The 14,431-nt window shown below is 37.4% G+C and carries 6 protein-coding genes; 1 reads left to right on the forward strand and 5 read right to left on the reverse strand.

Annotated features, from left to right (window positions below; all coding sequences use genetic code 11):
* The first annotated feature begins 47 nt into the window (after positions 1–47).
* Positions 48–467, forward strand: coding sequence for an IS200/IS605 family transposase (tnpA, locus tag JCM10991_RS09555; protein ID WP_025021314.1), 420 nt, complete (start codon positions 48–50; stop codon positions 465–467).
* Positions 468–584: 117 nt separating this feature from the next.
* Here the strand turns inward: tnpA and JCM10991_RS09560 are convergent, their stop codons facing one another.
* The 5 genes from JCM10991_RS09560 to JCM10991_RS09580 all read right to left on the reverse strand — a co-directional run bounded on the left by JCM10991_RS09560 (position 585) and on the right by JCM10991_RS09580 (position 14,237).
* Entirely contained in the window at positions 585–4,103 is a 3,519-nt protein-coding gene (locus JCM10991_RS09560; RefSeq protein WP_025021315.1) for an SEC10/PgrA surface exclusion domain-containing protein, read from the reverse strand.
* Positions 4,104–4,331: 228 nt separating this feature from the next.
* Positions 4,332–8,936 (reverse strand): LPXTG cell wall anchor domain-containing protein, encoded by a 4,605-nt coding sequence (locus tag JCM10991_RS14635; protein WP_439645941.1) that lies wholly within the window; start codon positions 8,934–8,936, stop codon positions 4,332–4,334.
* Between the two features lie 80 nt (positions 8,937–9,016).
* Positions 9,017–12,040, reverse strand: a complete 3,024-nt coding sequence (locus tag JCM10991_RS09570) for an LPXTG cell wall anchor domain-containing protein (protein ID WP_162149518.1) — start codon at positions 12,038–12,040, stop codon at positions 9,017–9,019.
* Positions 12,041–12,072: 32 nt separating this feature from the next.
* Positions 12,073–12,768, reverse strand: a complete 696-nt coding sequence (locus tag JCM10991_RS09575) for a hypothetical protein (protein ID WP_025021318.1) — start codon at positions 12,766–12,768, stop codon at positions 12,073–12,075.
* Positions 12,711–14,237, reverse strand: coding sequence for a hypothetical protein (locus JCM10991_RS09580; protein ID WP_025021319.1), 1,527 nt, complete (start codon positions 14,235–14,237; stop codon positions 12,711–12,713). Before JCM10991_RS09580 ends, JCM10991_RS09575 begins: the two co-directional genes overlap by 58 nt.
* Between the last annotated feature and the right edge of the window lie 194 nt (positions 14,238–14,431).

Genomic DNA, 14,431 nt, shown 5'->3' on the forward strand with positions numbered 1-14,431 from the left:
CAAAAACAATTTAATTAGTTATAATATTAATATAGAGGTGAATACACATGTTAAAAAAAGAAAGAACTAATGTTTATGATTTTAACTTTCACTTAGTGTTTGTAACTAAGTATCGAAAGCAAATATTTACAACCGATGAACTTAGAAATAATATGAAAACAATTTTACTTAGCATTGCTGAAAACAAAGAGATTGAAGTCTCTTCAATCGAAGTCATGTCAGACCATGTTCATATGTTGATTAGTTTTAAACCTAAGTATGCGCCATCTAGTATGGTTAAATCCTTAAAAGGTACAAGTGCTAGGGAATGGTTTAAGCTCCATCCTGAAACAAAATCTAAATTGTGGGGTGGTCACTTATGGTCTCCTAGCTTTTTTATGTCCACGATTGGCAATGTATCAGAGAATATCGTTAAACAATATATAGAATCCCAAATGCAAAAATCATTTAAAACTAAGTTCGGTTAGCTTATCGACAATTCATCCCGTGTTTAAAAACACGGTTTTTCTTGTCTGCTAACCTTTATAAACACAAAAAACCACCTCAGAATGAAATCTGAGGTGGTTTTTTATTGCTCTATTCGTCTATTTTAGATATTTTTTATCTTGTTCTTTACCTACTGCGACCAAACCTAAGAATGAGCCTACAGCTACCATAATTGAGCCTACAACGGTTGCTGTTTGAGCATCACTTTCTTCGCCAGTTTGTGGCAATGATTTAGTAGTTAACTGTGCTTGTGGCTTGTGGTTTTTAACAGTCGCTGTCGTAGTAGCAAATCCCGGTACTGATGAAGATAACTTCACGGCTTTATTTTGAACCTTAATTACATTTCCGTTCTTATCTACCATTTCACCAGAAGGATTTACACCCCAACCCGGTACTGTCTTACCACTAGCATCCATAACAACGCCATCTACAACATGGTAACCACTATTAGTAGCTTCCTTGATAGAATCTTTGATTTGAGCGTCTTTTTCAGCCTTTTCAATGGCTAATAAGCTTGCTAAAGTCATTTCTGCCTTAGATAACTTTTCCTTAGCCTTTTCTAAAGTATTTTGCTTTTCTCCAAGGGTTGCTTGTGCGTTGTTTAATGTATCAACCGCCTTGTCATACGCTTTTTGAGCGTCTGTCAAGTCCGCTTGGGCCTTATCTTGAGTAGCTTGTGCATCGGATAATGCTTCTGGAGCGTGTTCTAAAACGTACAATTCTTGTTTAAGATCTGATAACTTACTTTCTTGTTTAGTAAGATCTTGATTAGCTGAATCTAAGGCTTTTTGTGCATCGACTAAACTTTCCTTAGAGATAGCTAAGAGAGCGACTTTTTGACCTGCTTCGTTCTTCAAAGAACTTAACTTATCGTTTTCATCCGCCAATACCTTCTTTGCTTTGTCTAAGTTAGCTAATTTTTCAGCTTGACCCTTATTGAAAGCATCTAAGTTTGTTTGTGCTTGTTCTTGAGCTTTAGTGTCAGAAACTAACTTAGCATTTGCATCAGATAATGCTTGCTTGGCATCAGACAATGCTTGTTGAGCGTTCTTATCGTTATTTTCCGCTTTTTCTAAAGCGCTCTTAGCATCTTTTACAGCTTCTTGAGCGTCTGATAAAGCCTTAGCATCCTTTTGATAAGCTACATTCTTAGAGTTTACATCATCTTGCAATGTCTTTAAAGTAGCTTGTTCCTTATCCAAAGTAGCTTGTGCTTTCTTTAAGTTGTCTAATTTAGTCTTAGCATCTGCATTAAACGAACTTAAAGTAGCTTGTGCTTGGTTCAAAACATTTGTATCAGAAACTAACTTAGCATTCGCATCAGATAATGCTTGTTTAGCGGTAGAAACCTTAGAATCAGCATCTGATAAAGCTTTTTGAGCATTATCATTGGCATTCTTAGCGTTGTCACGTTCAGTTGTCTTAGCATTCAAGTTATCCTTAGCGGTATCTAAAGAAATACTCTTAACAACTTGATCTTGATTCAACTTTTGATATTCAGCCTGTTTAGCTGATAATACATTTTTGGCATTTGCTACTGCACTAGCTAAATCTTCATATGGATTTGTTACCGTATTGAAGATACCTTTAGCTTGTTGAGTTGCATTAGTCTTGTCTTGATCTAATCCTGAAATGAAAAGTAAGTGAGAGTATGATGTAGTGGATTGTCGGCCACTTGTACCTGCCAATAAATTATTAGATACCCCTAAATAAGTTACTCCTGATTTGGTAGTACTGTTTTCAATGTTGGTTAAACCTAAAATAGATTGAGCATGTCCCATATCATCTGTTGTAATGTTATCCTCATCAGCAATATCGTAGAATAACATTCCTTCAATAGTTCTATATAGACCTTCCTTTAAACCTGCCATTGTCGCTGTTGGGTGACTAAAGCTTGCATTTTCGTAACCTTGTGAAGTTTCACCAAGTTCCGTATTTTCTGGTGCACCCAGGCCGTATTCTAAAGCTGTATTGTTAATAGCGTGAGCATCATGACCCATGATATTCCATTTATCAGCCAATGTTTGTTTAGCTACATCCAACGCAAAATTAACAGCACCACTAGATACTTCTACTTTTCCAACTGTATCTAAAATTCCTAAGTCTTTGCGGACTTGGTTAATTAAGGTTGCGGTAAAATTAGATAGATCAGTTGCTTGTTCAACCGTCAAATTATTTAAATCAACCGTTGTTTGTTGATCTACAACATTATTATCTTCCCAACTAACTACTCGTGCAGAATTGGTTAATTTCTTAGCCCATTCAACCTTAGCATTATTGATACCATCAACACTAGCTGTTCCCCAATCGTAACCAGAAAGTACGTTTAAAGGAATATTCATACCACCGTTGTCACCGTACTTTTGTAATTCTTTAACTAATTTTTGTGTTGCATCAACATCAGATTGCTTGATAGCAATAGTTGGTACTGCCGAGGATTCCAAGCGTGTAACTTCATTTTTCGCACTATCGACTTCTAATTTTTTGCTATCAGTAACTTGTTTGGCCGCATTAAATGCCTTTTGAGCATCGTCTACTTTAGCTTGAGCTACTTTTACATCACTTTCAGCATTGTCAAGTACTGACTTAGCGTTTTTGGCAGTTTCTGTTTTAACCTTTTGGTCGCTTAAAGCATTTTGGTAGTTATTGTCTGCATTAGCAACAGCCTTTTTATCCCCATTTACGGCCAATTGAGCGCTATTAACTGCTTGTTGAGCCTTCTCTACTCCAGAATTATTTACAGCGTCTTGAGCGCTATTTACAGCCTTCTGAGCATTATTTGCAACATCTTGTTGATCTAATACCTTTTGCTTAGCATCATCCAATGCCTTTTTGGAACTATTCGCTTTAGTTTGTGCGTCAGATTCCTTCTGGGTAGCAGTCGCTACTTTTTCTTGAGCAGTTTTTACATCATTCTTAGCATTTGAAGCATTGTTCTTAGTATTGTCTACCTTCTTAGTAGCATCAGATACCGCTTGTTGATCGCCTGCTACAGCTTTTTGAGCATCTGATAATGCTTTTTCCGCTTCAGATTTACCATCGTTGTTCAACGCCTTTTGAGCATTATCAACATTAACTTGAGCTTGGTCTACAACTGCTTGCTGAGTTGACACTTTTTTATTAGCCTCATCTACTTTTGCTTGAGATGCGTTAACGCCATCTTGTGCCTTTTTCACAGCTTCTTGATTAGCTTTTACGTTATTATTTGAATCTGACACCACTTGTTCTTGAGAAGCTACGTCCCCCTTCGCTTGAGCGATATTTTCATTAGTTGCTTTAGCAACATTTTCTTGAGCATTTTTAACTGCTTGTTCTGCGTCGTTAGATACTTTTTGTGCAGTATCTAAGGTTTGTTTAGCTGAATCTGTATCTCTTTGTGCGGTATCTGTAACGGACTTAGCATCCGAGTATTCTGCACTTGCATTATCAACCGCTTTTTGAGCATTATCAACATTAGTTTGAGCTTGTGCTACTGTTGTAGCAGTAGTCGCAGTATTTTCTACCGTTTGCGTATTTTCAGGAGTTACTTCATCTGCATTTGCAACTACCCCTGCAACACCTGTTGTGATAATTGCTGACGCTAATACAGCACTTGATTTCTTTAATACTTTTTCCATTTTGATTACCTCTCTTTTCTTTGGAAAACCTTAACTTATTTTATGATTTTATTTTAGCACACGATACAAGGCTCGCAAGCCTTGACAGAAATTTTATTGTCTTAACTCAACCTTGTGTCATAGCTATTTTTTAATCTTACAAGTATTATTTTACATATCCTATCATCAATGACAAGAGTTGACAGAAACAAAAAAGCAAGGAAATAAATCCTTGCTTTTTCTTATATTTTAGGCATCCTTGCGCTTCTTGTATCCGGCAAGTCCTAAGCCACCTGCTAAAGCAACAGCAACTAAACCTAATTCTGCTAATACGTTGTCGTCAGAATCACTCATTTGAGGTAATTCTTTAGATGCAGGAGTTGGTGTTACGTTGTTTTGTGTAGGTGTAGCTTCTGCCTTAGGTGAAACTGGTGTTTCAGAAGGTGTTACAGGTGTTTCCTTTTCAGGAACAGGAGTTTCTGGCACTTCTGGTGTATGAGTAGTTACGGTATTTGAAGTGTATTCCACGCCATTAATTGTGTTGATGTAAGTGTTATCCACATCGCCACTTGCGGTACGAGTCATTGATACGTAAGCACTTGCGCTAAAGTCGCCCTTACTTAAATCAACTTGCTTTAAGAAGTCCTTCTTAAATTCAATGTTGATCTTACCATTTTCTGTATCAACTGTTGAGTCAGTAAATTCAGTAACATCTGTACCTGACTTCAATACCTTTCCGTCTTTCAAGGTTACATCTGAGTTTAACTTAACAACGTATGTTCCGTTGTAAGTATCATGTGTTTGATCGTAGTCGTCAGTAAATCCATATTCTTCTAATGGAGTACCTGTAGCTTGCTTAATCACACCGCCATTTAATTCATAATTGAATGTTTGGCCGACTTTAATTTCACCATTGTTGAGACTATTTGTATCACCTACAGAGATAACAACATCCTTAGTAGGGTTAGGACGTGAAACGTTATTAGTAACAGTTTCAGTTTGGTAAGCTTTACCAAAATCGAATTGGTAAGCAACGTTGCTGTAACTTGTACCATCGGCCACATCTTTCTTAACAGTCATAGGAGCGGTAATAGTGATTGAGTTACCTGTTACAACGTACTTGTTGAAGAAGTCGGTTGGATTATCAACTGAGAACCATACAAACGCACCATTAACGTTAATTCCGTTTTCTTTGATTGAAGCTTGAATATCTTCTGGAGCATCTGAGATAGAGTTGTATACGGTAGCGGTAATACCACTTACTGCATTTCCTTGACTATCTTTGTAAGTGAAGTTGTTTGTATCAACATCTAAAGCTTCTTCAGGGAAGTCATCTAGGTAAGCAAAGCCTTTAGCAATCGCATCAGCATCAGACTTAGCATCTTTGTACTGATCAAAGTCCATCGTTAACGTGTAAACGTTAGTTGAACCCGGCAATACAGTCAATCCGTTAATATCAATACCTTCTGAGTTAAGATCTTTCTTAACTGGTGTTGGTACGACAGAATCATTTGTAACCTTGTTAGATTCGCCATGCTTATTGTTAATATCTACAAAGTAGTTATTTTCAATAGTCTTAGCTTTTTTACCATTAACCTTAACTTGAGCGTAAATAGTAGGCGTTTCACTCGCTTTTGTGTTGTATTCGTCTGAATTCATCATCTTGATTAATTCAGCATCTGCAGTCCAAACAACAGTATTACCATCCTGTTTAGCTGTCAAGTGGTTAGTTACATCAATTTGTGAACCGTCTGCCTTGTTCAAGTAAGCTTTGTAACCTTGGTAATCAACACCATCATCAAAAGTATCAGTTGCACTAAATGATTCCACTTTCTCGTGATATTCGTTAAGTGCTTGACCTTTTAATTCGTAAGTCAACGTTGATCCCGGTGTAACCTTAGCGCCATTGATTGATTGTGCATCAGTAGCAGTGGTATTGCCTAAAGCAACATCCTTAGTAGGTTTTGGAGTAACTGGGTCAAAGGAGAAGTGCTTAACTTGGTTTGTCTTGTCTGTGACATTGTTTAATGTTTCGTCAGCAGTGTTGTATGACCAACCGGCTGTCTTAACAGTTGCGCCAATGAATAAGTCAAATCCACCGTGAACTTGCTTGTTAACATCTAAGTTAAGCAATGCAACGTAATCAGCGTTTGCTTTCAAGTCAATTGTTTGACCGTTTGCCTTAACAGTAAAGTACTTGCTGATGTTGTCGCCCTTCTTAACGATTACATCACCCTTAGCGTCCTTCAAGTCATTTGTTGCACGGACTTCAAAGTTCTTGTAAGCAACCTTGCTATCTAAAACATCGTGTAAAGTCCAATCTGTGACTTGAGTTGCACGATTAGCAGGTAAATCACTTGAAGAAACTTGGTAGTAAACTACAGAATCCTTAGGAACAACTTGACCGTTAACAGACTTGCCACCAATAGATGAAAGAACATCCTTAACCGGTGTAGTATTAACCACCTTGTTACCAACTGTAGGCGTTGGGCGGTCAGTACCAAAGTCATTTTGTACAGCCTTATTGTCAATTGAACCGTTGACCCCATCTAAGATTGTTACATCGTAAGTTAAGGTAAGCTTTTGACCACCGTAAGTTTGTAAGAACTTCTTAGGGTCTTTTGCAGTTACATCAAATGCGTAAACTTCCTTACCATCCTTAGTTGTAGCCTTAGGGATAGCAATAGTGTAAAGGTTGTTGTCAACTTCTTTACCATTTGCGTCCACTAACTTAAATTCGTTGGCAGGAGCTAAGGCGTTGATAACACCCTTGTCAGCTGTCATCGTATCGTGCAAGGATAAACCTTTAGCAAGAGTTGCGTCGCTAATAGCTAACTTGTTGTCAAGCTTGAAGTTAGATAAATCCCAACCAATCTTGTAGTTAATCTTATCATTTGCTAAGACAATCTTGCCATTTGCATCTTTACCGGCAACTGTTTCAGACTTAGTTGGAGTAGACTTAACTGTCTTGTTTTCAACTGTGTTTGAAGTATCAGGCTTGTCGTTGATGTTAACAACGTACTTGTTATCAATGGTTTCAACACCATCAGCAACAACTTGTACATTGGCAAAGATTGTAGGAGTAACTCCGGCTTTAGTGTTAAATTCATCTGAATTCATTAACTTAATTAAGTCAGCATTAGCAGTCCAAGTTACCTTGTTGCCGTCTTGCTTAACTGTAACTAACTTAGTAACATCCTTGTCGCCAAGTAATGCCTTAAAGCCAGTGTACTTAACCGCACTATCAAATTCATCAACTGCATTAAAGCTCTTAACAATTTCGTGATATTGTTGTAAAGTTTGTCCCTTTAATTCGTAAGTTAAAGTTTCGCCCTTAACAACGTTCTTACCATTAATTGTTTGTGCCTTAGTGTCTGTAGCGTTGCCTAACTTAACGTCTTTTTCACCGTGAGGTACGATTGGGTCAAAAGCAAAAGTCTTAACTGTGTTAGTTTTGTCATTTGCACCATTCAATACTTCGTTAGCGGTGTTGTAAGTGAAACCACTCTTAAGAATAGTTGCACCTAAGTTAAGCGTAAACTTAGCATTTGTAGCCTTGTTTACATCAAGGTTAACCAAGTCTAAGAAGTCTTGTTGAGCTTCTAAACTTACAGAATCAACATTGTTGATTAAGCGGAAGTAACGGCTAATATCTTGGTTATTCTTAATAACCACATTGCCTTTAGCATCCTTTAAGTCAGACTTAGCGAAGACTTCCCATTGGCCGTTTAACTTAGCCTTAGAATCAATCTTGTCAGAGAATGTCCAAGACTTGATGTTGCTTGCACGGTTAGCAGGTAAGTTAGAAGATGAAACTTGGTAGTAAACTGTTGAACCAATTTCAGCAACTTTGCCATTTAATGAGTCAGTGCCATTTAAGGTCTTAGTTACATCCTTAACAGGAACGGTGTTAACCACTGTGTTACCAACCACATTAGTTTGAATTGGGTCATTACCAAAGTCAACTTGAGATGCTTGGTTCTTGATGTCACCGGCTTTGCCATTTTGTACTGTTGCTGAGTACTTAATAGAAAGCTTTTGACCACCATAAGTTTCGATTAACTTCTTAGGGTCTTTTGCAGTTACGGTAATTGTGTAAGTGTCCTTACCGTCTTTAGTTGCCTTAGTAATTGCAACTGTGGCATTAACCACTTTACCCTTAGCGTCTACAACCTTAACATTTTCTTTCTTCAAGTCTTGGATAATGCCTTGAGTTGCTGTTAATGTATCAACAACCTTAGTACCCTTAGCTAATTGTTCAGCTGAAATGGCAGTTGTCTTAGATGCATACTTGGATAAGTCCCATGTAACATTGTAGTCGATTTGGTCATTAGCGATTGCAACTTTACTGTTACCGTCCTTGCCGTTAATAGTTTCAGCCTTAACTGGTGTAGGACGAGTTGGCGTGTTAGTTACAATATTTGAAACATCTTGTTTACCGTTGATGTTTAACCAGTAAGCATTGTCGATACGAGTTGCTTGGTCGGTATTAACTGTAGCGTATGCGTAAACAGTTGGTGTAACCCCTGCTTTAGAATTGTATTCGTCCGAATTCATCATCTTGATTAATTCAGCATCAGCAACCCACGCAACCGTATTACCGTTGACTTGTTCTTTCATGTGATCAGTTACATCGGTTTGAGTAACCTTGCCATCCTTATCAGTTACATTAAGCATTGCCTTGTAACCTGTGTAAGTTAAACCTTTATCGAAGATGTCGTTAGCGCTAAATGTCTTGATTGGTTCGTGGTATTGCTTCAATACTTGACCGTTCAAGGCGTAAGTGATTGTGTCACCCTTAGTTACTAACTTACCATTGATAGAAACTTGCTTAGCATTTGTGTTCTTGCCAATACTATCTTCCTTATTAGGTTCAGGAGTGACTGGGTCATAAGAGAATGTCTTAACTTGGTTAGTCTTGTCAACTGCACCATTTAAGTTTTCATCCGCTGTGTTGTATGCCCATCCAGCAGTCTTGACAGTTGTACCAAAGTTAACATTGAACCAACTACATTATCTTTATGTTCATTAACTAAGTTCATGTAGTCTTGGTTAGCAACTAGACTTAACGTTTGACCGTCATTAACTAATTGGAAGTACTTAGAAATATCTTGACCCTTCTTGATAACTACTTTGTTATCATGGTCTTTCATTTCTTGACTAGCATAAACTGCCCATTGACCGTTGTATTCTACCTTATCGTCTAACTTGTCAGAGAAAGTCCAAGTTGTGATTTGGCTTGCACGGTTAGCAGGTAAATCAGAAGATGAAACCTTGTAGTAAACGGTTGAACCTAAGTCAACTTTCTTACCGTTAAGTGATTCAGTTCCACCTAACTTGGAAACAACGTCCTTAACTGGTGTAGTATCAACAACCGTGTTACCGACAACTGGAGTGTCTTTAGGATTGTTAAAGTCAATTTGTTGAGCAACGTTCTTGATTTCACCATTCTTACCATCAGCAACAATTGCCGTGTACTTCAAGTGAAGCTTTTCGCCACCGTAAGTTTCTAAGAACTTCTTGACATCAGTTACCTTTGCAGTTGCAACGTAAACATCTTTGCCGTCTTTGGTTGTCTTAGTTAGAGTAACTTGTGGTTGTGTAGATACAGCTTTACCGCTTCCGTCTACTAACTTAAAGCCATCCTTGCTTAAGTTTTCAATGACGCCAGTTGTAGCAGTTAATGTATCAACTACAGACATACCTTTAGCCATTTGTTCATCTGAAATAGCAGTTTTCTTTAAATTGTATTGTGATAAGTCCCAAGTTACATCGTAATCAATATGGTCTTTAGCAATCACTACTCGGCCATTTGAATTAGTACCTGCAACAGTTTCGTCCTTAGTAGGTGTTGCGTGCACACCTTGGTTAGTTACAATGTTTGATACGTCCTGCTTACCATTGATGTTGACAAAGTATGAGTTATCAATCTTATCTTTGTCTGTTAAGACTTCGGTGAAGGCGTAAATTGTAGGAGTAACATAGGCTTGTTCGTTGTACTTATCAGAGTTCATCATCTTGATAAGTGCATCTTTAGCAGTCCATTCAACGGTATTACCGTTAGCGTTGGTTTGCATTAAGTCAGTTACGTCAACTTGAGTAATCTTGCCCTTAGCGTCCTTAACATTCATGAATGCCTTAAAGCCTGTGTATTTAACAGCAGGGTCAAAAATATCAGTTGCGCTAAAGGTCTTGATAGGATCGTGATATTGAGGTAAAGCTTGTCCCTTCAATTCATACGTAATCTTATCGCCCTTAGTTACATTCATGCCGTTAGCACTTGTAGCTGTAGCTGATGTAGATTGACCAATGCGGTCGTCTTTATCACCAATTGGGTTAACAGGTTCGTAAGAGAAGGTCTTGACTGTATTAGTCTTATCAACATCCCCGTTTAAGGTTTCAGTTGCAGTATTGTATTCCCAACCAGAAACTTTAACTGTGGCACCTACCCATAAATTGTATGAGTTGGCATTTGCACGGTTCTTTTCTAAGTTAGCTAAGGCTAAGTAATCAGCATTAGGAGTCAACTTAGTGTTTTGACCGTTTAAGCTAAAGGTAAAGTACTTAGAAATATCGTCATTCTTGCGAATAACTGTTTGACCTTGCGCATTTACCATGTCAGAGCCGGCTAAGACTTGCCATTTACCGTTGTAAGCAACCTTGTTGTCTAAGGTGTCAGTAAAGTTCCATTCCTTGACGACACTTGCCCGGTTAGCAGGTAATTCTGAAGATGTAATCTTGAAGTATACATCTGATCCAAATGGCACGATTTCACCGTTAACTGACTTAGTATCACCAATGTTTTTGTAAACATCTTTCTTAGGATTAATATCTACAACATTAACGGTTGTAACATTCCCACCATAGTTCACTCCAAAGTTATTTTGAACAACGCTATTAGTGATAGATCCTGTAACGCCATCATTTGATGATACTTGGTAAGTTAATTTAAGAGTTTGACCGCCAAATGATTGTACAGCCTTCTTGCCATCTTTCCAAACAAACTTGATTGCGTAAGTTTCATCATTACCTTTAGTTAGTGTTGTGATAGTTTCTGTATAAAGTGACTTGTCAATTACTTTTCCAGATCCATCTACTAGCTTAACACTATCAGCCTTTAAAGAACCTGCTTTATTAGTGATAACCATAGTATCTGTAAATGATACTTCGTTATTCTTAATGGAATCTGAGACAGGAACATCCTTAAACTTAGTGTAATCAACATTAACAGTGTATTCTTGTACGCTGTTAGTAATTACGTTCTTACCATTAGCGTTATTTCCATCTACAGAAACACTCTTAGTTGGTTTAGAATCAGTAATTTTATTTTCAGTTTTGTTAGAAACTGTTTCAATATTTCCGTTACCGTGGTTTACATAGGTCTTAGCTTGGTTTTTGAATGTAGCTCCAGATACCTTAGCTGTGTAAGGGATATCTAAAGTTAATCCACTATAAGTCTTAGTTAAATCTGAACTCATAGCATCAACCAAAGTCTTATTAGCAGTTAACACTAATTGACGGGTAGATGCGTTGTAAGAAATGTTAAAGTTCTTAGTTAAGTCCGAACCATCATCTGACTTAGAAACGTGAATACCTTGTAAATCAATTTCTACATTAGGGTCAATTGTGTCTTCAATTGTGTAACCAACAACTTGTTGACGAGTTGCATTTGCACCATTGGTAGAAGCTTGTAAGGCATCAGTAGTAACTGTAAAGTTACCGTGATCACCTGCTACAATAGTCTTACCATTAGTATCAACGGTTTGATTATCAATAACTTCACTGTCAGTCTTACCTGCTTTATGAAGCACATTTAATTTTTGTAAATTGTAGCTTGCTTTTTCAGCTACAGGCTTATCAACACTTAATGTATTGTAATTGTATACAACTGGATTCGAAGTGCTACCGTATGTTGGGATATCGTAGTGATATTCAACAGAAGGTTTGTCAACTGTCACTGAATCCAAGTGATAGTTTACCGTTGGAGTATTTAGAATAGGTGGCTTATCGAATGGTAAGTCGGCCGCACCAAATGAAATCCATTCGTATACAGCATACCCTTATTACTGTACCCAACTTGGGAAGTACCTACTATATTGTGGGGAAGCCATGACCACGAGAACGTATCAACATTTTTTAACATTGTAAACGACTGGTTTGGTCTATCTTGTTCAGTTGAGCCTTCTCCATATGTCCCTTTATCACGATAATATGCGTAAGAACTATTATCCGTGTCAATAGTTACTTTAGAACCATTTAACGTACCTACAACGTTACCCTTAACAAGAACATCTTGATCAAAGTCCAAATCGCCAACTCCAACTAATAAATATGGAATGGTTGTTTGAGTTTTTGACCCCGCTTTATAAAATTCCCAATGTCCTTCCGTGTGATAATTATATAGGTTTTCAAAACCTAAAAGAAAAGCACTACGATTGTTTATATCAACTGCCAATCCAATGTACCGGTATTCCTCGGGTGTTTCCCCAACATTATCAAATACTAACTTGGCGTCATATACAGTACCATTGTTTGACTTGATAGCGTTTTTGTAAAGAATACTAGAACCGTTTTTTACCTTATACAGTTGTTCGTAAAATCGAGAATCAGAAGTTGAATCCGCATGACTTATTGTCGGAGTAATACCGGGAGAGTACCAGTATTCCCCACCGTAACCATCATCCAAATGGTACGCCCTTTAGAATCTATATGCTTATTGTAGTTCATTTGGGTTATCCCATCATTTTTCTTAGCTTCCGATGCAACATATTTCAAATACTTGTCGAAATCAGAAATTGATACCGTTTCTAACCCAGACAAATCTGCACTAAGAAATTTGTTACCTGATGACAAGTAAGTTAAGTTACCTTGAGCATTCTTAATAAGATTTTCGATTTGTGAAGCAGACCAATCTCCGCCAAGTTTATTCTTAACGTAATCAGCTAACTTTTCTTTATAAGTTGCAAAGTCTTTATCGTACTGAGCTTTGTCGCTTTGATACTTAGCCACTGTATCATTAATGGTTTTCACTTGTTGATTATAATCACGCTGTACATTAGTAACAACATCTTTGTAATTATCTACAGTAGCGGTGATTTTTTGTGTTTCACCTTGTTTAACGTTGTCATTTCCTAAAATACCTTGCGCATTTTTTACAGCCTGTTCAAGTTTTGACTTGTCAATACTACCAACAGCTTCTGTTGCTGATTTGGTTTTTTCAACCGTAGTGGTAATGTTTTTGATTTGACTTGCATAGTCAGATTCAATTTTGTTTGAGATCTGTTCTGCACTGTCGGATGTTACCTTACCTGCACTAACATCATCTGTTTGATGTACGTTGCTTTCGCCTAAAACTTGCTTAGCACTATTGACAGCTTCATCTAACTTAGCAGACGCATCACCAACCGTAGCTTTAACTTTATTTTCGGCATTTTTTTGTGCAGTTGCTTTTTCTAAAGTATTAACTACAGTGTCAGTCTTAGCATTAACATCAGCCTTAACTTTGTCGTAGTTATCAATTGTAGCAACTGTATTCTTGTTTTCAGCCGTGTTTTCCTTTACTTTACCACCAACGTTTTTGAAGTCCTGCACAGCCTTGTCAACCTTAGCTTTGTTAGAAGCATTTGTAGCGGACGCATCAGCAGTATCTGTTGCATAAGCCTTATTCTTAGCTTCCTGTTTAGCTGTAGCTTCTTGTAATTGTGCAGTTTGTTGCTTGTAGCTATTTCCAATGCTATCAACAGCACTTTGCGCTTGATCTGCAGTAACAGTAGATGAAGTAGTTTGGCCTTGTGTAACTTGAACACCGGTTGCAGTTGCTTTTTCTACCGCACTTTGTAAGCCGGAGTTATCAACGTTAACACTGTAGCCATCCCCATTATTAGTAGAACCACTAGCAGTAGTAACCGCAGTAGTGTTTGCTGATGGAGTTGTGACATTAGCGGATGTAGTAGCACCGTTACCACTTTCAGAAGAAGTAGCACCTCCTGTAGTTCCGGTAGCTTCATCCGCATTAGCAACATTGACAGTTCCTAAAAGAACCATCCCTGTAACTGTTGCGGTAGTAATACCCGCAACCATCCAACCTTTTTTTGAGTGGTACATCTTTTTACGATTTACCAATTCAGTAGTTGGAGAAAGAAACTTTTTACTCATACACTTTTCCTTCTTTCTTCGTTATTTGTTATTCGTGTATATGTTGATAATAACACGACTTTAAAAAGAATTACAATACTTACAATTAAAAATAAAAAAAATAATCGTTTTAATTTGTATTTTTTTAGAAAAAGTAGTTAAAAGAGGCTATATAACAGCGTTTTTAAAAATAAATATTTTTTATTTCTATTTTA

Source organism: Ligilactobacillus equi DSM 15833 = JCM 10991, from assembly GCF_000615765.1.
In the GTDB taxonomy this organism is placed as follows: Bacteria; Bacillota; Bacilli; order Lactobacillales; family Lactobacillaceae; genus Ligilactobacillus; species Ligilactobacillus equi.

What these genes read in the sequence shown, in the direction of transcription:
- tnpA (WP_025021314.1), top strand. Translation starts at nt 48, where the DNA reads ATGTTAAAAAAAGAAAGAACTAATGTTTATGATTTTAACTTTCACTTA.
- JCM10991_RS09560 (WP_025021315.1), bottom strand. Translation starts at nt 4,103, where the DNA reads ATGGAAAAAGTATTAAAGAAATCAAGTGCTGTATTAGCGTCAGCAATT.
- JCM10991_RS09580 (WP_025021319.1), bottom strand. Translation starts at nt 14,237, where the DNA reads ATGAGTAAAAAGTTTCTTTCTCCAACTACTGAATTGGTAAATCGTAAA.